The organism is Streptomyces sp. NPDC093071, from assembly GCF_044754545.1.
In the GTDB taxonomy this organism is placed as follows: domain Bacteria; phylum Actinomycetota; class Actinomycetes; order Streptomycetales; family Streptomycetaceae; genus Streptomyces.
Genome location: NZ_JBIVPH010000005.1, coordinates 213,189 through 234,315, shown reverse-complemented (window position 1 = coordinate 234,315; position 21,127 = coordinate 213,189). Strand labels below are relative to the sequence as shown.

Sequence of the window (21,127 nt, the reverse complement as noted above, 5' to 3'; positions counted from 1 at the left end):
CCCCATACACAGGACACAGGGAGTTCTCCCCAGCGCTGTCCCCAGCTTTACCCAGGTTCCCCACAGGCCAATCGTCTCCCTTGGTGTGACCGCTTTCACTCTTCGAGGTGAGGACGGGTGTTTCGTTGCCGAACAGTGGACAGGGCTGTGGAGAAGCTGTGGGCAACAGACCGTCCCCTGTGGGCGGCCGGTGGACAACCGTCGAGGCCCCCTGTGGACGAAAGTTCCGTCCACAACCTGTGGATAACGTTTGCCAACAATTCCCCAAGGGTCTGAACTGGGGTGATGCCCTGTCACCAGCCAGCCCTGTGGACAAAATCCGGATAACTTCGCAGTCCCCACCCTGTGGACGGGTGATCATCCCGCAATCTGTGGAGAACCCGCCAGCGGAACGCCGCAATCGAACAGGCCCGCCTCGCCGCCGGCCCGTCCCCAGCCTGTGTTCAACGCCCGCGGAGCCCACTCCGGCCGCCCGGAGAGCCCGAACGGCACCGCGAACGGCCCTGGGGCGGCCCCGCGAACGGCCCTGGGGACGGCCCTGGAGACACGGCACCTGGGCCGCGCCTGCCGAGAGCCTCCGGGAACGCCTAAGGGCGCCCCGGGAAGAGTCCCGGGGCGCCCGTGGAGCGCGTCGTGTCAGCCGTTCTTGATGCGGTTGGTCAGTTCGGTGACCTGGTTGTAGATGGAGCGCCGCTCCGCCATCAGGGCCCGGATCTTCCGGTCCGCGTGCATCACCGTCGTGTGGTCCCGGCCGCCGAACTGCGCGCCGATCTTCGGCAGCGACAGGTCCGTCAGCTCGCGGCACAGGTACATGGCGATCTGGCGGGCCGTCACCAGGACGCGGCTGCGCGAGGATCCGCAGAGGTCCTCCACCGTCAGGCCGAAGTAGTCGGCGGTGGCCGCCATGATCGCGGGAGCGGTGATCTCCGGCGCGCTGTCCTCGCCGCCGGGGATCAGGTCCTTGAGGACCACCTCGGTCAGTCCGAGGTCGACCGGCTGCCGGTTGAGGCTCGCGAAGGCCGTCACCCGGATCAGCGCGCCCTCCAGCTCGCGGATGTTCCGCGAGATCCGCGAGGCGATGAACTCCAGTACCTCCGGAGGGGCGTTGAGCTGCTCCTGCACCGCCTTCTTGCGGAGGATCGCGATGCGCGTCTCCAGCTCCGGCGGCTGCACGTCGGTGGTGAGGCCCCACTCGAAGCGGTTGCGGAGCCGGTCCTCCAGGGTCACCAGCTGCCGGGGCGGCCGGTCCGAGGAGAGCACGATCTGCTTGTTCGCGTTGTGCAGGGTGTTGAAGGTGTGGAAGAACTCCTCCTGCGTCGACTCCTTGCTCGCCAGGAACTGGATGTCGTCGACGAGCAGGATGTCCACGTCGCGGTAGCGCTTGCGGAAGGTGTCGCCCTTGCCGTCACGGATCGAGTTGATGAACTCGTTGGTGAACTCCTCGGAGCTCACGTACCGCACGCGCGTGCCCGGGTAGAGGCTCCGCGCGTAGTGTCCGATCGCGTGCAGCAGATGGGTCTTGCCGAGCCCCGACTCCCCGTAGATGAAGAGGGGGTTGTACGCCTTCGCCGGCGCCTCGGCCACCGCGACCGCGGCCGCGTGCGCGAACCGGTTCGAGGAACCGATCACGAAGGTGTCGAAGAGGTACCGCGGGTTCAGCCGCGCGTGCTGCTCGCCCGGCGCGCCGGAGCCCTGTCCGGAGGAGCCGGAGGACGAGGAGCCGTGGACGCCCCCGGGGCCGGGCACCGGACCGCCTCCCGGCCGGGGGCCGGGGCGCGCGGAGTGGCTCGGCGGGTCGGGCAGCTCGGCGCGCTCGGGCCGCTGCTGCTCGTAGCCGTGGGAGGGCTCGTCGTAGCGCGTCTGCCGGGACTGCTCGGGCCCGGTGTACGGCGCCCGCTCCTGGTAGCCGCCGAGGCGCGGCTGCTGCCAGGAGAGGTCCTCCTGGGTGCGCGGCCAGGAGCCGGGGTCGGGCCGCTGCGGCTGCTGGTAGTCCGGATAGGCCGGGCGCGCGGTCGGCAGCCCGTCGTCGGACATCGGCCGGTGCCCGTAGCCGTCGTACTTGTCGTACGAGTCGGACCGGTCGCGCTCGTCGTAGCGGGGCTGCTGCGGCTGCGGCACGGTGGGCGCGGGCGGCGCCTGCTCGCCGACGGAGTCGTCGACGGTGATCGCGATCCGGATCGGCCGGCCGCACTCGCGGCTGAGGGTCTCGCTGATCAGCGGGGCGAGCCGGCCCTCCAGGACGCGCTTGCCCCACTCGTTGGGCACGGCCAGGAGGGCCGTGTCGGCGACCAGGGCGAGCGGCTGGCAGCGCTCGATCCACTGCTTGTCCTTGGGCTCGATCCCCTGCTGGCCCTCGGCGAGGAGCTGCTCGAGGACCCGCGGCCACACTGCGGCAAGATCGGCAGGTACGTCAGCCACAGGGCACGCTTTCTCGCAGGTCCCACGAAGGTGTGGTTCTCGGGGGACGGTGGATCGAAGTCCGGAAGACCGGCCCGTTGAGGACAGGTGAGGACAGAACGGAAAAGATTGTGGAGTCCGCCCACGGTAGTCGGGCGGACTGACGCGGTTCAAGTTGTTGTCCACAGCCTGTGCACAATGGGGGGTGGCGACAGGTCGGTTTGACCGGATGGCGTAGCCGCGCGTACCGTAACCAGGTCGAGTTGTCGATGGCTGCTGCCGCCTGCCTCCGATGGGCAAAGATCACTCTCCGTGATCACGAAGCGGTGCACTCGGGCGTATTGCGAGCTACTCGTGGGCGCACGGTGACAGCCAGGCGATGTCCCGCCACCACCCGAATCATTTCTGGAGCCCCCGAGTGAGCAAGCGCACCTTCCAGCCGAACAACCGTCGTCGCGCGAAGACCCACGGCTTCCGCCTGCGCATGCGCACCCGTGCCGGCCGCGCCATCCTGGCGAACCGCCGTGCCAAGGGTCGCGCGAGCCTGTCCGCCTGATCCACTTAAACAGGTCATGACGTGCTGCCTACCGAGAATCGGCTGAGGCGGCGCGAGGACTTCGCAACCGCGGTACGCCGAGGGCGCCGGGCCGGTCGCCCGCTCCTCGTCGTCCACCTACGCAGCGGTGCAACGGACCCGCACGCGCCTGGGGAGAGCGCTCCCCCGACGCGTGCGGGTTTCGTCGTGAGCAAGGCCGTGGGCGGTGCGGTCGTACGCAACCAGGTGAAGCGTCGTCTGCGTCACCTCGTCCGCGACCGCCTCTCCGCCCTGCCCCCCGGTAGCCTGGTGGTGGTACGGGCGTTGCCCGGAGCCGGCAACGCCGATCACGCACAGCTGGCCCGAGACCTGGACGCCGCTCTTCAGCGGCTCCTGGGAGGGGGCACGCGATGAAGTACCCGCTGCTGGCTCTCATCAAGCTGTACCAGTGGACGATCAGCCCCCTGCTGGGCCCCGTCTGCCGGTACTACCCGTCGTGTTCCCGCTACGGATTCACGGCCATCGACCGGCACGGCGCGATCAAGGGCACGGCCCTGACCGCATGGCGCATCCTGCGGTGCAACCCGTGGTCGCCCGGCGGTGTGGACCACGTTCCCCCGCGGAAGCGCCCCCGCTGGCACGAAATGCTGAGGAACGCGTTGCGCGGCGACAAGGGCGGGTCCACCGCCGAGACGAGCCCGGCCGCAGAGACCTCGCCCAATGCTCAAGGAGCCTGATTAGTGGACACGATTGCCAGTCTGTTCAGCTTCATCACCTGGCCCGTTTCCTGGGTCATCGTCCAGTTCCACAAGGTGTACGGAGCGATCTTCGGCCCCGACACCGGTTGGGCCTGGGGTCTGTCCATCGTGTCCCTCGTGGTCCTGATCCGCATCTGCCTGATCCCGCTCTTCGTGAAGCAGATCAAGTCGACGCGGAACATGCAGGCGCTCCAGCCGAAGATGAAGGCCATCCAGGAGCGCTACAAGAGCGACAAGCAGCGTCAGTCCGAAGAGATGATGAAGCTGTACAAGGAGACGGGCACCAACCCGCTCTCCTCGTGCCTTCCCATCCTGGCCCAGTCGCCGTTCTTCTTCGCCCTGTACCACGTGCTGTCCAACATCGCGTCGGGCAAGGAGATCGGCGTCATGAACCAGGCGCTGGTCGACAGCGCCCGGCAGGCCCACATCTTCGGTGCCCCGATCGCCGCGAAGTTCATGGACAGCCCGGAGAAGGTCGAGGCCCTCAACGCCTCGCTGACTGATGTCCGCATCGTCACCGCGATCATGATCATCATGATGTCGGCCTCGCAGTTCTTCACCCAGCGCCAGCTGATGATGAAGAACGTCGACCTCTCGGTGAAGACCCCGTACATGCAGCAGCAGAAGATGCTCATGTACATCTTCCCGGTGATCTTCGCCGTCATGGGCATCAACTTCCCCGTCGGCGTCCTCGTCTACTGGCTGACCACCAACGTGTGGACCATGGGCCAGCAGATGTACGTGATCAACCAGAACCCGACGCCGGGCAGCAAGGCCCAGGACGCCTACCTCCAGCGCCTGCTCAAGAGCATCACCCACCACGGTGAGGTCCGCGGCCGTCGCCGGAAGAGCGTCGTCAAGGTCGTCGTCGCCAAGGGCAGCGACCGCAACGAGAACGAGCGCCGCTTCTTCGGAGGCCTCGCCAAGGCCGGCTTCGCCGCCCAGGCCGACGGCACCGTGGTCAAGAGCGACACCATCGCGGCCGAGGCCGAGGGCGGTGCCGCCGCCAGGCGCCAGCAGCCCAAGCGCCAGACCAAGGCCCAGCGCCAGGCCGCCGCGGTCCAGCAGAGCCTGGTCAAGGACGCCGAGGGCGACTCCGAGCCGACCGCCGAGAAGGCGGCTCCTTCGCTGGAGAAGAAGCCCCAGGGCCCGGCCAAGACCGGTGCTTCCGAGGCCACCGGCGCGAAGGGCGAGGCCCAGGGCGACAAGCCCACCCGTCCGAGCCGGGCCAACTCCGGTGGTTCCCGCCAGCAGGGCAAGACCGGCCAGCGCAAGGGCCAGCAGCGGCCCAAGCACCCGTCCTCCAAGAAGTAAGCCTCCCCCGACGCAAGAAGGAGCCCGTCCGTGACGGAAGGCACCACCTCCGCCGCCGCCGAGGGTGGCGACACCCTGACCCGCCTGGAGCAGGAGGGCGAGATCGCGGCCGACTACCTCGAAGGCCTGCTCGACATCGCCGACCTCGACGGCGACATCGACATGGACGTCGAGGCGGACCGGGCAGCGGTCTCGATCATCAGCGACTCCAGCAGCCGTGACCTCCAGAAGCTCGTCGGCCGCGACGGCGAGGTCCTGGAGGCGCTCCAGGAGCTGACCCGCCTGGCCGTGCACCGGGAGACCGGGGACCGCAGCCGTCTGATGCTCGACATCGCCGGCTTCCGGGCCAAGAAGCGCTCCGAGCTCGCCGAGCTGGGCGCCAAGGCCGCGGCCGAGGTGAAGGCCGGCGGCCAGCCGGTCAAGCTCGACCCGATGACGCCGTTCGAGCGCAAGGTCGTCCACGACGCGATCGCCGCCGCCGGTCTGCGCAGCGAGTCCGAGGGCGAGGAGCCGCAGCGCTTCGTCGTCGTGCTCCCGGCCTGACCCCTCACGTAGTCTCGGCCCCGTCTGTTCGCAGGCGGGGCCGATCTTTGTCAGCCTGATAGTCAGCCACCACAGTGCGCTCGCACGTCATGCGTGCGGTACGGAAGGACGGTTCCCGTGACGGAGGCAGCGGAGCTCGCCGAGGCGCCGGAGCAGGCACGGACAGTCTTCGGTGAGTACTTCCCGGAGGCCGTGCGGTACGCCGAGCTCCTCGCGGACGCGGGCGTGAAGCGCGGTCTGATCGGTCCGCGCGAGGTTCCGAGGCTCTGGGAACGCCATCTGCTGAACTGCGCCGTCCTCTCGGAGGTCGTCCCCGAGGGCGTCACCGTCTGCGACGTCGGCTCGGGGGCCGGCCTGCCCGGCATCCCCCTGGCCCTGGTCCGGCCGGACCTGAAGATCACGCTCCTGGAACCGCTGCTGCGCCGGACGAACTTCCTCCAGGAGGTCGTCGAGCTGCTCGGCCTCGACCACGTCACCGTGGTCCGGGGACGCGCGGAGGAGATGCTCGGCAAGATCACGCCCGTGCACGTGGTGACCGCGCGCGCGGTGGCTCCGCTGGACCGACTGGCCGGCTGGGGCGTTCCCCTGCTGCGTCCGTACGGAGAGATGCTGGCGCTCAAGGGCGACACCGCGCAGGAGGAGATCGACGGCGCTCGCGCCGCCCTCTCCCGCCTCGGCGTGGTGGAGACCTCGGTGCTCCAGGTGGGTGAGGGGATCGTGGACCCCCTGTCCACGGTCGTCCGGGTGGAGGTCGGCGAGAGCCCCGGCGGTGTGCGGTTCGCGGCCAAGCGGGCCAAGGCCGCCCGGACGAGCAAGACCCGTCGGCGCCGCTGACGGGACGCCGTCGACAGGGGATCACGGGGATCACGGGGAGCGCGGGAGATCGCGGGGGATCACTGACGCCGCCGGGCGTCGCATACGTCCCATTTCGGAGTGTCGACCGGCCCCGGCGGAGCAGCACGGGCATGGTGTTTCACGTGAAACATCGCTCACTGCTGCAGGGGATCATCAGTCGCGGTCGTGCGGCCGCCACACCCCGGGACCGTAGGCCTCGTGTGAATCCACCCGCGAGGGTTACGGAGATGTCCACAGAGGTGGATTCATCCACAGAACCACCGACCTCGCTGGTTCGCGACCCCGAAAGCATGGCAGGCTCTCCTCATTGCGAGCCCGAAGTCGAGGAGAGTGAATCCTTGCGGTCCGACGCCAACATCGCGGGACCGATGACCGATCCGGTCCCCGGTCCCCGAACCGAATCGGCGGGAGGCGATGTTTCACGTGAAACATCGCCTCCCATGGAAACGCCGCCCCCCATGGACGACACCCCCATCGGTCGTGCTGCCCAGCTGGCAGTAGAGGCCCTGGGGCGTGCCGGTGAGGGGCTTCCCCGCCCGGCCCGGACTCGCGTCATGGTGGTGGCCAACCAGAAGGGCGGCGTGGGCAAGACGACCACGACGGTCAACCTTGCCGCGTCCCTCGCCCTGCACGGCGCCCGCGTCCTGGTCATCGACCTGGATCCGCAGGGCAACGCCTCCACAGCGCTCGGCATCGACCACCACGCCAGCGTCCCCTCGATCTACGACGTCCTGGTGGACAGCCGGCCGCTCTCCGAAGTGGTGCAGCCCGTCCTGGACGTGGAAGGCCTCTTCTGCGCCCCCGCCACCATCGATCTCGCCGGTGCGGAGATCGAGCTGGTGTCGCTGGTGGCGCGCGAGAGCCGTCTTCAGCGGGCGATCCAGGCCTATGAGCAGCCGCTGGACTACATCCTGATCGACTGCCCGCCCTCGCTCGGACTCCTCTCGGTCAACGCCCTGGTGGCGGGGGCCGAGGTGCTGATCCCGATCCAGTGCGAGTACTACGCCCTGGAAGGCCTCGGTCAGCTCCTGAAGAACGTCGATCTGGTCCGTGGGCACCTCAACCCCGCGCTCCACGTCTCGACCATCCTGCTCACCATGTACGACGGCCGGACGAGGCTCGCCTCCCAGGTCGCCGAGGAGGTGCGCACCCACTTCGGCGAAGAGGTGCTGCGCACCAGCATCCCCCGGTCCGTCCGCATCTCGGAGGCGCCGAGCTACGGCCAGACGGTGATCACGTACGATCCGGGCTCCAGTGGTGCTCTGTCGTACATCGAAGCGGCTCGTGAGATCGCCCTTCGGGGCGTCACCGTGAACTATGACGCCCAGCACGCACGTGTGGGGCACCAGAACCATCAGCGCAGCATGTCGGAGGGAATTCAGTGAGTGAGCGACGTAGGGGATTGGGGCCGCGTGGGCTCGGTTCGCTGATCCCGCAGAGCGCTCCGTCTCCCGAATCGGCGGTGGCCTGGGCCGAGGCCGTGAAGGCGGCCGAGCCGCAGGCCCCCGCCGGGGCGTACTTCACCGAGATCCCGCTCGACGCCATCGTGCCCAACCGGCACCAGCCGCGACAGATCTTCGACGAGGACGCCCTCGCGGAGCTGGTCACCTCCATCAAGGAGGTCGGCCTGCTCCAGCCCGTGGTCGTGCGCAAGGTCGACGGCGACCGCTATGAGCTCGTCATGGGCGAGCGGCGTCTGCGGGCCTCCACGACGGCGGGCCTGGAGCGGATCCCCGCGATCGTCCGGGAGACCGACGACGAGAAGATGCTCCTGGACGCCCTCCTGGAGAACCTCCACCGGGCGCAGCTGAACGCGATCGAAGAGGCGCACGCCTACGAGCAGCTGCTCAAGGACTTCGGCTGCACCCATGACCAGCTCGCGGACCGGATCGGACGCTCCCGTCCGCAGATCTCCAACACGCTGCGGCTGCTGCGTCTCTCTCCCCCGGTGCAGCGCCGGGTCGCCGCCGGGGTGCTCTCCGCCGGCCACGCCCGGGCCCTGCTCGGTGTGGAGGACATGGAGGCCCAGGACAAGCTGGCGGCCCGGATCGTCTCCGAGGGCCTCTCGGTGCGTTCCGTCGAGGAGATCGTGAGCCTCATGGACTCCGAGGAGTCCGCCGGTGCGGTCAAGCCGAAGAAGCCGCGTGCCGGTGCTCGGGTCTCGCCCGCGCTCACGGACCTGGCCACCCGCCTCTCGGACCGCTTCGAGACCCGGGTGAAGGTCGACCTGGGGCAGAAGAAGGGCAAGATCGTCGTGGAGTTCGCCTCCATGGACGACCTGGAGCGGATCCTCTCGACCCTGGCTCCCGGCGAGGGCCGGGTCCTGGACCAGAAGGGTGCCGAACAGGGCGCCAAGGGCTGACCCCCGTGCTTTCCCCGTTCCGACGGGGCCGAGGGCGGGCCATGATCCGGTTCCACCGGGACGTGGCCCGCCCTTTGCCTGTGAGCGGTGTTCTGCCGATCGCCCGATCGATACGATTCCGAGAGGCACATTCGTACGCGAAGGCGAGGGAAGCGAGGAACAGCCGTGGGGCGTCGGCTCGTACCGCTCACGCTGGACAACCTTCCGGATCTCCCCAAGCGATGTCGCTCCTGTGTCTTCTGGGAGCTCGACCCGGTCAGTGGCGAGGCCGCCGTGAAGGCGGGGCGATCGGAGTCGGAGAAGGAGTCCTGGATCTCGGCCGTGCTCCTGGAATGGGGCTCCTGCGGGCGGGTGGTCTACGTCGACGAGGTGCCGGTCGGCTACGTCCTCTACGCTCCCCCGGCCTATGTGCCGCGCTCGACGGCCTTTCCGACGAGCCCCGTGGCGGCGGACGCCGTCCAGCTGATGACGGCGTGGATCATGCCGGGCTACCAGGGCCAGGGACTGGGGCGGGTGATGGTGCAGACCGTGGCCAAGGACGTGCTGAGGCGGGGCTTCAAGGCGATCGAGGCGTTCGGGGACGCCCGCTGGAAGGAGTCGGCCTGTTTACTGCCGGCCGATCATCTGCTCGCGGTGGGTTTCAAGACCGTCCGGCCGCACCATGCCTTCCCCCGGATGCGGCTGGATCTCAGGACGACGCTCTCCTGGAAGGAGGACGTCGAGATGGCCCTGGACCGGCTGCTCGGAGCCGTACAGAAGGAGCCCGCTCTCCGTCCCCTCTAGTTTCGGCCCTCTGGTTCCGGATACGAGAACGGCCCGCCCCGGCGAGGGAGCGGGCCGCTGCTGTTTCACGTGAAACAGCGAAGGAGCGTCAGGCCTTGGTGGGCTCGACGAAACCCTCCAGGTCGCGCAGGATGGCGGCCTTCGGCTTGGCGCCGACGATGGTCTTCACGACCTCGCCACCCTGGTAGACGTTCAGCGTCGGGATGGACATGACGCCGTACTTGGCGGCCGTGCCGGGGTTCTGGTCGATGTTGAGCTTCACGATCTCGATCTCGCCGTGCTCGGCGGCGATCGCCTCGAGCGACGGGGCGATCTGGCGGCACGGGCCGCACCACTCAGCCCAGAAGTCCACCAGAACGGGCTTGTCGCTCTTGAGGACTTCCTCTTCGAAGGTGGCGTCGGTCACAGACTTCAGGGCCACAGCGGCCTCCTTGAACTTCGCGGGGTGTGGGAGGGGAACAGACGGGGGTCAGACGACGGGGGTCTCGGCCAGCTTCTCGGGCTCGGCCACCTTCTCGGTGTCCGCGAGGGCGGCCAGGAAGCGCTCGGCGTCGAGCGCGGCGGAGCAGCCGGTGCCGGCGGCCGTGATGGCCTGGCGGTAGGTGTGGTCGACGACGTCACCGGCGCCGAAGACACCCGGGAGGTTCGTGCGCGTCGAGGGGGCGGCGACCTTGAGGTAGCCCTCGTCGTCCAGCTCCAGCTGGCCCTTGAAGAGCTCGGTCCGGGGGTCGTGGCCCACGGCGATGAAGAGGCCGGTGACCGGGAGCTCACGGGTCGCGCCGGTCTTCGTGTCCCGCAGGGTCACGCCGCTGAGCTTCTGGTCGCCGTGGATCGTGGTGACCTCGCTGTCCCAGGCGAAGGAGATCTTCGGGTCGGCGAAGGCACGATCCTGCATGGCCTTCGAGGCGCGCAGGGTGTCGCGGCGGTGGACGATCGTGACGGACTTGGCGAAGCGCGAGAGGAAGGTGGCCTCCTCGATCGCGGTGTCGCCGCCGCCGACGACGGCGATGTCCTGGTCCTTGAAGAAGAACCCGTCGCAGGTGGCGCACCAGGAGACACCGCGGCCGGAGAGGGTGTCCTCGTTGGGCAGGCCGAGCTTGCGGTGCTGGGAGCCCGTGGTGACGATGACGGCCTTGGCGCGGTGCACGGTGCCGGCGGTGTCGGTGACGGTCTTGATCTCACCGGTCAGGTCCACGGCGACGACGTCGTCGGGGACGAGCTCGGCGCCGAAGCGCTCGGCCTGCGCCCGCATGTTGTCCATGAGGTCCGGGCCCATGATGCCGTCGCGGAAGCCGGGGAAGTTCTCGACCTCGGTCGTGTTCATCAGGGCGCCACCGGCGGTGACTGCGCCCTCGAAGACCAGAGGCTTCAGCGACGCTCGGGCCGTGTAGAGCGCAGCGGTGTATCCCGCGGGCCCCGAGCCGATGATGATCACGTTACGGACGTCGCTCACGGGTTTCTTCCTCGTCTCTGCAGACTGCCACTGCCTACGGGGCGGTTGTCTCGGTCGCTCACCCCACCCAACGGATCCTAAGGGGCGTGCATTCCCGAGACCGCCGCGCGGCACGTGACCGGGGCGGGAAGAGGGGTCAGGAGCGGGGGTAGTCCTTGCTGAGGAGCACCTCGGCGGCGGGGGCCCCGCTCTCCTTCCGGTCGGCGCAGGAGGCGTCGACCACATAGGCCTGGATCCGTGTGGTGTCGGTGGGGTCCGGGAGGACGAGCAGGTAGGCGGGCTTCCCCCGGTACTCGCCCCGCTCGTGGCCCAGCACCGCGTCGGTGCGACCGGTGCCGGCGAGGACGCAGGCGGGTACGGCGCCGTCCCCACTCCGCCGGGGCGTCACGGCCCCGGTGTCGGAGGACATCGATTCGGGCCCGATGCCCTGAGGAGTCCTCAGCGTCCTGTCCGGGACCAGGAGGTCCTTGACCCGCTCCTCGACCGGTGATCCGGAGAAGGGAGCGGCGGCTGTGACGGCGGTATCGGCTTTCCTCGCGCCGGTCGCCACGTCGTCGCCGGCCGTGCCGCCCGCCTGGCTGAGGTACAGGCTCGTCCCGAGGACCACGGCACCAAAGGCGGCGCCGATCGTGGAGAGCAGGGCGATCCTGCGGCGGGGCCGCTTGGAGCGACCCGGGCCGGTGGCCGCACGGGGACGCCCGGCGGGACGGTCCGGAGCCGGGGAGGAGGGCGGTGTCTCCACGGAGGGACGCGATGTTTCACGTGAAACAGGGGTGCTGCTCTCGCCGTCCGGTGAGGTGGCGTCGAGAAGGGCTTCGGCGGCGAGGGCGGCGTCGATCCGGCCCGCGATCTCGGCGGGCATCCGGGGCGGGCCGGGCAGGGTGCCGAGCAGGCTCCGGATCTCCTCCAGGGAGGTCCGTACGTCCGCGCAGAGGGGACAGTCGTCCACGTGCCGTCGTACGGCCGCGGAGCGGGACGGCGAGAGCAGCCCCTCGGCCAGGTCGGAGATCTCCGAGACGTCCGGGTGCTGTGTGGTGTCAGCCCTGTCGGCCGTGGAAGTCACGCGCGCCCACCTCCGCCCTTCACAGCAGCTGGATCAGTCGGTCCGGTGTCCGTCGGCCCCGGCACCGGTGGGACGGATGTCCCCGGCGTCCGGTTCCTTCCCCCTTCGGCGGCCTCGTTACCCACGGTGTCGGTACGCAGATGAGTGACCATCGGAAGGAGACGGGCCCGGCCCCGCGCGCAGCGGCTCTTCACGGTTCCGGCGGGAACGCCGAGGATACGGGCTGCTTCCGCGACCGGGTATCCCTGCATGTCGACGAGGACGAGGGCGGCCCGCTGGTCGGCGGGGATCGAGGCGAGCGCGGCCAGGACCTCGCGGTGGAGGTCCCGGCGCTCCACGGGCGCCTCGGCGGACTCGTGGGGGTCGAGGAGCTGCTCGAAACGATCGTCGTCGTTGACGGGCGAGGTCTTGCGGGAGGCGGTTTTGCGCGCCCGGTCGAGACAGGCGTTCACCGTGATCCGGTGGAGCCAGGTCGTGACGGCCGACTGGCCGCGGAAGGTGTGGGCGGCCCGGAAGGCCGAGAGAAGGGCGTCCTGAACGGCGTCAGCGGCCTCCTCGCGGTCCCCCAGGGTCCGCAGGGCCACCGCCCACAGCCGATCCCGATGCCGCCGCACCAGCTCACCGAAGGCGTTGGGATCCCCATCGACGTGACGGGCCAGGAGCACCCGGTCGTCGGTGGCCTCGTCTATCGGATCGTCCAACGGTGAGCCCCCTCCCTCTGCGGTCGTCAGCCCAGGATCTTGATTTCCGTCAGCTTGCCGCGGAAGCCCCCGTCATTGGCGGGCAGCTCGGTGAGCCAGATCAGAACGTAGCGCGTGGTGACGGGGACGGCGGTCTTCAGCGTCACGTTGCTGCCGGAACCGGAGGCCCGGGTGGTGAACTGGTCGGGCATGGTCGGCTCCGACACCGCGTCCGCGGGGGCGGTCCGCAGCTCCACCGAGGTGTTTCCCAGGAAGGCCAGGTCGACCGAGCTGATCTTCTGGGCCTTGCCCAGGTCGAGGACCATGCCCACGCCGGACTTCAGGTTTCCGAAACGGGCGCTGTAATAGCTGTCGGTGTACCAGTAGGTGCTGGGGTCTCCGTCGTAGGCCCTCGGTATGGCCTGGGGCTTCTCATCACCGCCGCCCAGCGGGTCGAAGTCGTGCGCCGAGGAGATGGCGACCGGCTTGAGCGGGGCCGGCTTCTCGTCGGTGATGATCGTCGGGGTCGGGTCCGGGGTCTTGGAGGTTTCCTTCGGGCCCAGGAGGCGGTCGGCGATCTGCCAGCTGCCCAGGCCCAGGGCGGTGATCAGCAGGGCCGAGACGGCCCACTTCAACGCCCTGCCGGTGCGGCTCTGGAGCGGGGGCGGGGGGACGACGACCGTCTGGGTGGCTGCCGGGTGCGCCTGCGGACGCCCGTACGTGCCCTGCTGGTACGTCGTGCGCTGGTACTCGGGCGGGGCGGTGAACTCGGGCTCCGGCGGCTTCACGCGCGGCATCGAGGAGACGGCCCTGGCCAGCTCGTCCGGCGTGGTGCAGGGCGGCTCCTGGCGCGAGGCGGTGGCCCCGTCGTTGGCGAGCGCGCGCATGGCGATCTCGGAGAGGCCCCGGTGGACGCCGGCGCGGACCTGGTCGGGGGGAAGCAGCCCGACGCCCTTGGGCAGCCCGGAGAGGCCGTAGGCGTCGTTCTCGTACGGCCAGCGCTGGGTGAGCGAGGCGTACAGCAGGGCGCCGATGGCCTCGGTGTCGCTGCGCTGCGGGCGCTCGGCCGTGATGCCGCGCAGGGCGGCGTTCACCGCGAGGCCGCGGATCCGGTACTGGCCGGTGGAGCTGCGCAGGACCGCGCTCGGGGTGAGCCGGAGGTGGGAGAGGCCTTCGCGGTGGGCGGCGGCCATGGCCTGGGAGACCTGGCTGACGAGCTGGTAGGCGTCGTGGGCCTCCAGCGGGCCGGCCGCAAGCAGCGCGGTCAGCTCGACGGAGTCGGGCAGCCACTCGTGCACGACGTACACGAGGTCGTTCTCCTCGACGGCGTCGAGGACCTGGACGAACCGGGGGTCGCCGAGGAGGGCGGCGGAGCGGGCCGCGGCCAGGACCGAACGCGCCCGGGGGTGGTCGGCGGGCAGGAGGTGGACCCCGACGGCACGCCGGAGCTTCTCGTCGACGGCCCGCCAGCTGCTGAAGCCGTCCAGACGAGTGACGCACTCCTCCAGCCGGTAGCGCCGGGCCAGTTTGTGGCCGCTGTGCAGTTCCGGAGCCGTGAGGGAGGGCTGTTCACCGCTCTGTCGTTCGACCGCCTTGTTCTCCGTGGCCTCGGCGGTCTTCTCCGCCGTCTTCTCTTCTTCCGCCACCCCGTCGGTCGCGGCCTTGTCCGCCTTGGCGGTCAGCGGGTCGTCACCGCTGTTGTCGGCCACGTCGACGGCAGCCGTGCTACGTTCCGCCACCGTCGTTCCTGCCTCCCCATCCGTTGCGCCACATCCAACAGCCAAGCCAATTGTGCCCACAGTCGGACGCTATGCACGACACGCGGTCCCCGCCGATGGTTGTGCGGGACCTCAGGGTCAGCGTCCCAGGCGGCCGCGGACCATGCCGACCAGGGTGTTCAGTTCCGTGATCCGCATCCGCTTGGCCGCGACGAAGAAGACGCCGAGGAGCACGGCCCCGCCGACGACCAGGGCGACGAGCGAGCCGAGCGCACCCTCGCCGAGCAGCTTCAGGAGACCGAACCCGACGGCGCCGGAGACGATCGCGGCGGGCACGGAGGCCATGCAGAGCCGGGCGTAGGTCCGCAGCACGTGGGTGCCGTCCAGGTCGCCGCCCAGCCGGTTGCGGAGCCGGCGCCAGGCGACGCCCACACCGACCGCGTAGGCGAGGCCGTACGAGGCGGCCATGCCCACGACGGCCCACTGGGCGGGCAGGACGACGTAGCAGATCGCCGAGGCGGCCGCGTTGACGGCGGCGACGATGACCGTGTTGTAGAAGGGCGTCCGGGTGTCCTCGTAGGCGTAGAAGCCGCGGAGCACGACGTACTGGACGGAGTAGGGGATCAGGCCGAGGCCGAAGGCCATCAGGATGAAGCCCATGCCCTGGGCCGCCTCGATGCCGCTGGAGGCGTAGAGCAGGGTGCACATCGGGACGCCGAGCGCCAGGAAGGCGAAGGAGACCGGGACGATCGCGACGGCCGAGTTCCGGAGGCCCTGCGAGATGTCGTCGCGGACGGCGCCCGGGTCGTCGTCGTGGGCGGCGCGGGAGATCCGCGGCAGCAGCGCGGCCATCACGGAGACCGTGATGATGGCCTGCGGCATTCCCCAGATCAGCTGGGCGTTCGAGTAGGCGAGGAAGCCCGCGCCGTTCTTCCCGGACTCCTCGCCGGCGGCGGTGGCGAGCTGGGTGACGACCAGGACGCCCGCCTGGTTGGCGAGGACGAAGAGGACGGTCCACTTGGCGAGCTTGACGGTCTTGCCGAGCCCGTGGCCCTTCCAGTCGAAGCGGGGCCGGAAGCGGAAGCCCGTCTCGCGCAGGTACGGGATCATCGCCAGGGCCTGGACGACAAGGCCGAGCAGGGTGCCGATGCCGAGCAGGCGGATGCCCTCGTCCGGGATGGTCTGCACGCCCATCCGGGACTCGGCGGAGGTGCCGTAGACCCAGATGAACAGGCCGAAGGTGACGATCATGACGATGTTGTTGAGGACCGGGGTCCACATCATCGCGCCGAACTTGCCGCGGGCGTTGAGGATCTGCCCCATCACCACGTGCACGCCCATGAAGAAGATCGTGGGCAGGCAGTAGCGCGCGAAGGTGACGGCCACGCTGTTGGCCGCCGCGTCGTCGGCGATGGTGTTCGACATCAGCCGGATCAGCAGCGGCGCGGCGAAGACGGCCAGCGCGACGATCGCGGCGAGCGCCACCATCACCAGGGTGAGCAGGCGGTTGGCGAAGGCCTCGCCGCCGTCCTCGTCGTTCTTCATCGAGCGGACGAGCTGGGGGACGAAGACCGAGTTGAGGCCGCCGCCGACGGTGAGGATGTAGATCATCGTCGGCAGGGTGTAGGCGATGGTGAAGGTGTCGCCGAGCAGGGCCGCGCCGAGCGCTCCGGTGATCACCAGGCTGCGGACGAAGCCGGTCAGCCGGGAGACCAGGGTGCCGGCCGCCATCACCGCGCTCGACTTGAGCAGCCCGGAGGCGCGGCCGGTCTTCTTGGGGGCGGGCGCGGGCAGCGGGTCCGGCTCCGGGGTGGGCGGGGGCACCTGGCCGGGCGCCTGCTGGTCCCGGTAGAGGTGCGCGAAGGCGTCCGGCTCGGGCGCCTCCTCGCTCGCCCGGGTCACCAGGTCGTCGACGCCGGTGAACTGGACCGTGCGGGCGTCGTCGCCGTACGGCAGGTGGCGCGAGGGGCCGTCGGGCTCCGGCGCCGGGGTCTGCGCCCACACCCGGGGGTCCGGGGCGTGCGGGGGCACGGCCGGCTGCTGGTAGAGCGCCTGGGGGTCCTGGTAGGTGCCGGGGGGCGGCGGCGGGTGCGCGGCACGGTCGTAGAGCGCCTCGGTCACCGGGTCCTGCGCGGAGAGGTCCTGCGCCCGGTACGGATCGTGGGAGAAGGCGTCCTGGACGTAGGGGTCCTGGGCATAGGGGTTCTGGGCGTAAGGATCCTGCGCTGGGGAGCCCTGCGCGTACGGGGCCTGCGCGTAGGGGTTCTGCCCGGGCGGGTGCTGTGCGGGGTCTCCGCCCTGCTGCGGGGCCGGCGCCGGCGGGTGGCCGGGGCCTGAGGGTGCCGCGGGCGTCCCACCGGACGGCGCGGTGCCGCCCGCGCCCTGGCCGCGGTCACCGTCGTACGGCGCGTTCATGGTTACCCCACCTCATCGTCCCCGGCCGACCGGCCACGACATCGCTCAACGGTCCACTTTCTCACCCGTGGCCGACGGGTCGCCGCTTTCGGGCCCGGTGTCCGGTGTCGGGTCACTCGGCTGCTCGGGTCCGTCCGCGTCGTCCCGTGCGGGTTCCGCGTCCGGCCCGTCCGCTCCGGCCCCGTCCGTCTCCCCGGCCTTCTCGGCCGCTTCGGCTTCGGCGGCCCGGGCGGCCGCCAGCCGCTTGCGCTGGCTGTACATCCGCACGCCGGCGAGGACGAGGAGGAGGACGCCGCCGGCGATCACCAGCATCACCGTGGGGGTGATCTCGGAGACCTTCACGGTGAACGACATCGGCTTCCCGTACGGGGTGCCGTCCTCGGTGTAGAGCTGGGCCGTCACCGGCACCTGGCCGTTGACGTTGGCCGTGGCGTCGAACTTCACCGACTGGCTGTGCCCGGCGCCGACCTTCACGGGCAGCTCGGCGACCCGCTCGCCGTTGATCTCCAGCCGGTTCCGGTTGTTGGAGGTGAGGCGCAGCACCAGATGGTCCACGCCCTGGAGCAGCTTGTTCTGGACGGTCACGGGGATCGTCGCGCTGCGGCCGGAGAGCGTGAGGTCCGACTTGTCGACCAGCTGGATGCTCTTGGTGAGCCGCTGGAGATAGTCCTGGACGCTGCCCCGGTAGATCGTGGCCGCCCTGGTCTGACCGCGCCAGGACGTCGACATCTCGCGGTTGATCGCGTTGCCGAACGGGGTCACGACGCGGGCCGGGGACGTCAGGACGACCTTGAAGTCGTCCAGCTCGTCCCGGGTGGTCTTCATGTCGCGGAAGGCCTGGACCGGCAGCTCCCGGTCGCGCAGCTTCTTCGGGTACCGCGAGCTGCCGGGCACGGCGGTGGAGGCGTTCGGGTCCGGCTTGGCCGTGGCCGCCGCGACGAGGTCGCTCGGCTGGCTCCAGCGCCGGCCGGAGAGGCCGCGCAGGGCGGTCGCCATGGTCTGCGCCTGGGCGACGCTGGGCACCCGCTGGGGGGCGACCACGACGCTCCGCTGCTTCTCCGGCTGCTCCAGGGTGATCGCGAGCGACTGGGAGAGGAACTCCTGGACGGCGAGCGTGGACTTCTCGGCGCGGACCATGTCGCCCTCGAAGGCGGTGGAAAGGAGCGCGTCGCTCACCACGGCCGTGGTGCTGCCGTTGCCCAGGGGGCGGGCCGCCGTGGGCGTGTAGGAGAGGTCGTCGCGGACGCTGTCGCTGCGGGCGATCACCTTGTCGGCGCCGGCCGAGGTCGCCACCGACACGATGGCGGGGTCGACGGCTCCGTCGACGGGCCAGGCGAAGTCGGTGGAGGGCTGCACGTGGAGGACGGTCTCGACCGTCATCCCGGCGAGGGCGGTCGCCGACTGGAGGTGCCCCAGGGAGCCGGGGACGTCCTTGCCGCGGTGGGCCAGGGAGGCGAGGTCGGGGTCGGCGAAGGGGAGGGCGACGACCTTGTGCCCCTGCACCGCCTTCTCCAGCTCGCCCAGCCACCGCTCGGCGAGCTCCTTGTTCGTGCCGGGGACGTGCAGGGAGCCGTCCTTGACGCGGTAGCCGTTCGCCATGGCGTCGACGGTGGCGAGGAGGTCCGGGTCGATCACCCAGGTGACCGGCAGGTCCTTGCCCAGCGAGACCATCTGGTCGAGGCGCCCGCCCGGGCGCAGCTCGGCGGCCAGGGCGTCGTCCTCGAAGACCGGGGTCTGCTGGTCGTCCGTGGCCGTCTCGGCCGAGACGTGGGCCGAGGCGATCAGCGGCCAGAGGTAGGTGATCTGGGTCTTCTTCTCGGTGGCCTCGGGCTGGTACGGCAGGAAGGTCCGCTCGATGCCCAGCACCCGGCCGTAGGGACGGTCCGGGGTCTGTCCGGTAAGGGAGACGCCGAGCTGGTAGACACCCGCCTCGTCGAGTCCGAGGTCGGAGACCGGGACGGAGATCGAGAAGTCCGCGCTGAGGCCGGCCCCCAGCTCGGGGACCTCGGCGGTGGGGGCGTCCCGCACGGGAGCGGGGTCGCTGTCGTCGCGGTAGCCCGTGCGCCCCGTCACCTGCTCGATCTCGCTGCGGCTGGACATCCGGGGGCCGACGCGCAGTTCGACGACCGCGTCAGTGACGGCCTTCTTGCCCCGGTTGGTCACCGTGCCGGTGACGGTGACGGTGTCGCCCTCGACGGGCGTGCTCGGGGTCAGGGTGTCGAGCGACACATCGACGGTCTTCGAGCCGGTGGCGTCCTCGGCGGCGGTCGCCGAGGGAGCGGCGGCCGCGGGGGAGGCCGTGACCGGGACCTGGAGCAGCCCGGCGAGGAGGGGTGCCCCGACGGCGACGGTGAGTGTGCGCCGCAGCCATCGGCGGGCAGGTGAGGGACCGGTCCCCTTGATGTCTGCCGCCTCGGCCACGCGTTCGCCCGTCCTCGTCGTTGTCTCTGGTGCCAGTGGTGTCGGTGGTTCCCGGTTGCTGTGTCCAGGCATGGTAACGAGGCACGCTGGGAGCAAGTGCCGGGGACTGCTCCAGGCGATCTTCGACCGGCCGCGCCGCACGGGGCCGGACGGCCCCGCCCCCGGGGGGGCCGGACTGCCCCCGCCCCCGGGAAATCGGGCGGACCGCCCCCGGGAAAACGAGGACGTCGGGGTGAGCCGGGGCACGTACCCTTTTCTGTTGTGCCGAACGCCAACGAAGACACCCCCACCGCACTGAGTCAGGTGCAACGCCGCGCGGTCAGTGAACTGCTGCGTGTGTCCCCTGCCGCCGACGACCTCGCCCGCCGCTTCCAGGAGGCCGGGTTCAGCCTCGCGCTGGTCGGCGGCTCGGTACGGGACGCCCTGCTCGGCCGGCTCGGCAACGACCTGGACTTCACCACCGACGCCCGCCCCGAGGACGTGCTGAAGATCGTCCGCCCGTGGGCCGACTCCGTGTGGGAGGTCGGCATCGCCTTCGGGACGGTCGGCTGCCAGAAGGACGCCCGCGTCGGGGACACGGTGCAGCGCTTCCAGATCGAGGTCACCACGTACCGCTCGGAGGCGTACGACCGGACCTCGCGCAAGCCCGAGGTGTCCTACGGCGACTCGATCGAGGAGGACCTCGTCCGGCGTGACTTCACCGTCAACGCCATGGCCGTGGCCCTCCCCGAGAAGGAGTTCATCGACCCGTACGGCGGTCTGGAGGACCTCGCCGCCCGGGTGCTGCGCACGCCCGGCACGCCGGAGGAGTCCTTCTCCGACGACCCGCTGCGCATGATGCGGGCCGCGCGGTTCGCCGCGCAGCTGGACTTCGAGGTCGCCCCCGAGGTCGTCACCGCCATGAAGGAGATGTCCGGCCGGATCGAGATCGTCTCCGCCGAGCGCATCCGCGAGGAGCTCAACAAGCTCCTCCTCTCGGCACACCCGCGCAAGGGCCTCGGCCTCCTCGTGGACACCGGCCTCGCCGACCACGTGCTGCCCGAGCTGCCGTCGCTGCGCCTGGAGAGCGACGAGCACCACCGGCACAAGGACGTCTACGAGCACTCGCTGACGGTGCTGGACCAGGCGATCGACTTGGAGGAGGACGGTCCCGACCTGGTGCTGCGCATCGCGGCCCTGCTGCACGACATCGGCAAGCCGCGCACCCGTCGCTTCGAGAAGGACGGGCGGGTCTCCTTCCACCACCACGAAGTCGTGGGCGCGAAGATGACCAAGAAGCGCATGACCGCGCTCAAGTACTCCAACGAGATGATCAAGGACGTCTCGCGCCTCGTGGAGCTGCACCTGCGCTTCCACGGGTACGGGACGGGCGAGTGGACCGACTCGGCCGTGCGGCGCTACGTGCGTGACGCCGGCCCGCTGCTCTCGCGGCTGCACAAGCTGACCCGCTCGGACTGCACCACCCGCAACAAGCGCAAGGCGGCCGCGCTCTCCCGCGCCTACGACGGCCTGGAGGACCGCATCGCCCAGCTCCAGGAGCAGGAGGAGCTGGACGCGATCCGTCCCGACCTCGACGGCAACCAGATCCAGGAGATCCTGGGCATCGGCCCCGGCCCGGCCATCGGCCAGGCGTACAAGTTCCTCCTTGAGCTCCGGCTGGAGAACGGGCCCATGGAGCACGACCAGGCCGTCACCGCGCTCAAGGACTGGTGGGCGGCGCAGGACTGAGCCGGCCCCGGCGGGGGGGGGGGGGGGGGGGGGGGGAACCCCCCCCCCCCCCCGCGGCGGGCGCGGGGGGGGGGGTGTCCGGGAAACACAACCCCACCCCCC

Annotated in this window: 18 protein-coding genes; 10 read left to right on the top strand and 8 right to left on the bottom strand. The window is 70.3% G+C overall.

Annotated features, from left to right (window positions below; translation table 11 throughout):
- Window positions 1-636: 636 nt before the first annotated feature.
- A complete protein-coding gene (dnaA, locus tag ACIQD7_RS21850) occupies window positions 637-2,418 on the bottom strand; it encodes a chromosomal replication initiator protein DnaA (protein ID WP_121829132.1) in 1,782 nt (593 codons plus the stop codon).
- Window positions 2,419-2,815: 397 nt separating this feature from the next.
- On the opposite strand from dnaA, the gene rpmH reads away from it, so the two are divergent.
- The 9 genes from rpmH (at window position 2,816) to ACIQD7_RS21805 (ending at window position 9,547) form a co-directional block, all read left to right on the top strand.
- Complete coding sequence (gene rpmH, locus ACIQD7_RS21845; RefSeq protein ID WP_015659252.1) at window positions 2,816-2,953, top strand: 50S ribosomal protein L34; 138 nt, start codon at window positions 2,816-2,818, stop codon at window positions 2,951-2,953.
- Between the two features lie 21 nt (window positions 2,954-2,974).
- A complete protein-coding gene (rnpA, locus tag ACIQD7_RS21840) occupies window positions 2,975-3,346 on the top strand; it encodes a ribonuclease P protein component (RefSeq protein WP_402443549.1) in 372 nt (123 codons plus the stop codon).
- Window positions 3,343-3,669, top strand: a complete 327-nt coding sequence (gene yidD / locus ACIQD7_RS21835; RefSeq protein WP_053640024.1) for a membrane protein insertion efficiency factor YidD — start codon at window positions 3,343-3,345, stop codon at window positions 3,667-3,669. The genes rnpA and yidD overlap by 4 nt, the downstream gene beginning before the upstream one ends.
- A 3-nt stretch (window positions 3,670-3,672) precedes the next feature.
- On the top strand, window positions 3,673-5,004 hold the full coding sequence (yidC, locus tag ACIQD7_RS21830; RefSeq protein ID WP_402443547.1) for a membrane protein insertase YidC: 1,332 nt from the start codon (window positions 3,673-3,675) through the stop codon (window positions 5,002-5,004).
- Between the two features lie 30 nt (window positions 5,005-5,034).
- Window positions 5,035-5,547: a R3H domain-containing nucleic acid-binding protein gene (locus tag ACIQD7_RS21825; protein ID WP_121829134.1), complete on the top strand. Its 513-nt coding sequence runs from the start codon at window positions 5,035-5,037 to the stop codon at window positions 5,545-5,547.
- Between the two features lie 93 nt (window positions 5,548-5,640).
- Window positions 5,641-6,381, top strand: coding sequence for a 16S rRNA (guanine(527)-N(7))-methyltransferase RsmG (gene rsmG, locus ACIQD7_RS21820; RefSeq protein WP_373682704.1), 741 nt, complete (start codon window positions 5,641-5,643; stop codon window positions 6,379-6,381).
- 311 nt (window positions 6,382-6,692) lie between these two features.
- Entirely contained in the window at window positions 6,693-7,787 is a 1,095-nt protein-coding gene (locus tag ACIQD7_RS21815; protein WP_121829136.1) for a ParA family protein, read from the top strand.
- 77 nt (window positions 7,788-7,864) lie between these two features.
- The gene (locus ACIQD7_RS21810) at window positions 7,865-8,764 is read left to right on the top strand and encodes a ParB/RepB/Spo0J family partition protein (protein WP_240449895.1); all 900 of its coding nucleotides are present in this window, start codon (window positions 7,865-7,867) and stop codon (window positions 8,762-8,764) included.
- Between the two features lie 165 nt (window positions 8,765-8,929).
- Window positions 8,930-9,547 carry a GNAT family N-acetyltransferase gene (locus ACIQD7_RS21805; protein WP_402443544.1) on the top strand — a complete coding sequence of 206 codons (618 nt, stop codon included), beginning with the start codon at window positions 8,930-8,932 and terminating at the stop codon, window positions 9,545-9,547.
- Between the two features lie 88 nt (window positions 9,548-9,635).
- Here ACIQD7_RS21805 and trxA read toward each other — a convergent pair whose 3' ends face one another.
- The 7 genes from trxA to ACIQD7_RS21770 form a co-directional block, all read right to left on the bottom strand.
- On the bottom strand, window positions 9,636-9,968 hold the full coding sequence (trxA, locus tag ACIQD7_RS21800; RefSeq protein ID WP_121829139.1) for a thioredoxin: 333 nt from the start codon (window positions 9,966-9,968) through the stop codon (window positions 9,636-9,638).
- 48 nt (window positions 9,969-10,016) lie between these two features.
- A complete protein-coding gene (gene trxB / locus ACIQD7_RS21795; protein WP_121829140.1) occupies window positions 10,017-11,000 on the bottom strand; it encodes a thioredoxin-disulfide reductase in 984 nt (327 codons plus the stop codon).
- Between the two features lie 136 nt (window positions 11,001-11,136).
- Window positions 11,137-12,063: a hypothetical protein gene (locus ACIQD7_RS21790; protein ID WP_402443541.1), complete on the bottom strand. Its 927-nt coding sequence runs from the start codon at window positions 12,061-12,063 to the stop codon at window positions 11,137-11,139.
- A complete protein-coding gene (gene sigM, locus ACIQD7_RS21785) occupies window positions 12,060-12,794 on the bottom strand; it encodes an RNA polymerase sigma factor SigM (RefSeq protein ID WP_402443795.1) in 735 nt (244 codons plus the stop codon). The genes ACIQD7_RS21790 and sigM overlap by 4 nt, the downstream gene beginning before the upstream one ends.
- The gene (locus tag ACIQD7_RS21780; RefSeq protein WP_121829143.1) at window positions 12,791-14,482 is read right to left on the bottom strand and encodes a protein kinase family protein; all 1,692 of its coding nucleotides are present in this window, start codon (window positions 14,480-14,482) and stop codon (window positions 12,791-12,793) included. Before ACIQD7_RS21780 ends, sigM begins: the two co-directional genes overlap by 4 nt.
- Window positions 14,483-14,599: 117 nt before the next feature.
- On the bottom strand, window positions 14,600-16,876 hold the full coding sequence (gene murJ, locus ACIQD7_RS21775; protein WP_402443539.1) for a murein biosynthesis integral membrane protein MurJ: 2,277 nt from the start codon (window positions 16,874-16,876) through the stop codon (window positions 14,600-14,602).
- A gap of 45 nt (window positions 16,877-16,921) precedes the next feature.
- Window positions 16,922-19,297, bottom strand: a complete 2,376-nt coding sequence (locus ACIQD7_RS21770; RefSeq protein ID WP_402443537.1) for a DUF6049 family protein — start codon at window positions 19,295-19,297, stop codon at window positions 16,922-16,924.
- Window positions 19,298-19,558: 261 nt separating this feature from the next.
- Here ACIQD7_RS21770 and ACIQD7_RS21765 point away from each other — a divergent pair, with 261 nt between their 5' ends.
- Window positions 19,559-21,025 carry a CCA tRNA nucleotidyltransferase gene (locus tag ACIQD7_RS21765; RefSeq protein WP_343307911.1) on the top strand — a complete coding sequence of 489 codons (1,467 nt, stop codon included), beginning with the start codon at window positions 19,559-19,561 and terminating at the stop codon, window positions 21,023-21,025.
- Window positions 21,026-21,127: the final 102 nt, after the last annotated feature.

Bases quoted from the DNA above. Each gene is read 5' to 3' on its own strand.
- ACIQD7_RS21815 (WP_121829136.1), top strand. From the start codon at position 6,693: ATGGCAGGCTCTCCTCATTGCGAGCCCGAAGTCGAGGAGAGTGAATCC.
- murJ (WP_402443539.1), bottom strand. From the start codon at position 16,876: ATGAACGCGCCGTACGACGGTGACCGCGGCCAGGGCGCGGGCGGCACC.
- yidD (WP_053640024.1), top strand. From the start codon at position 3,343: ATGAAGTACCCGCTGCTGGCTCTCATCAAGCTGTACCAGTGGACGATC.